The organism is Desertibacillus haloalkaliphilus (assembly GCF_019039105.1).
GTDB lineage: Bacteria > Bacillota > Bacilli > Bacillales > KJ1-10-99 > Desertibacillus > Desertibacillus haloalkaliphilus.
On the sequence record NZ_JAHPIV010000562.1, the window covers coordinates 1 to 334 of the forward strand.

Below are 334 nucleotides of genomic sequence, written 5' to 3' on the forward strand. Positions count from 1 at the left end.
TTTTCTTCCCTTTTCCCCCTTTTCCCTTCCTTTCCCCCTTCTCCCCCCCCTCTCTCTTTCCTCCTTTCCTCCCTTCTCCCTCCTTTCCTTTTTCCTTCCCTTCTTCTCTTTTTTTTTTTCCCTCCTCCCTCCTTCCTTCTTCTTTCTTTCCCCCTCTTCTCTTTCTCTCTTCCCTTTCCTCTTTTTCTCCTCTTCTCCTTCTTCTCTCTTTCTTTTCTTCTCCCCCTTCCCTTTTCCCTTTTTCTCTTTTCCCCTCCTCCTTTCCTTTCTCCTCTTCTCCCTCTCTCCTCCTTCCCTTTTTCTCTCCCTCTCCCTCTCCTCCCCTCTTTCCCTT

At 48.5% G+C, this 334-nt stretch carries 1 protein-coding gene; it reads right to left on the reverse strand.

From position 1 onward, the window contains the following. Positions 1 to 334 (reverse strand): hypothetical protein (locus KH400_RS30410; RefSeq protein ID WP_217228688.1); only part of this gene is annotated, 334 nt, incomplete at both ends.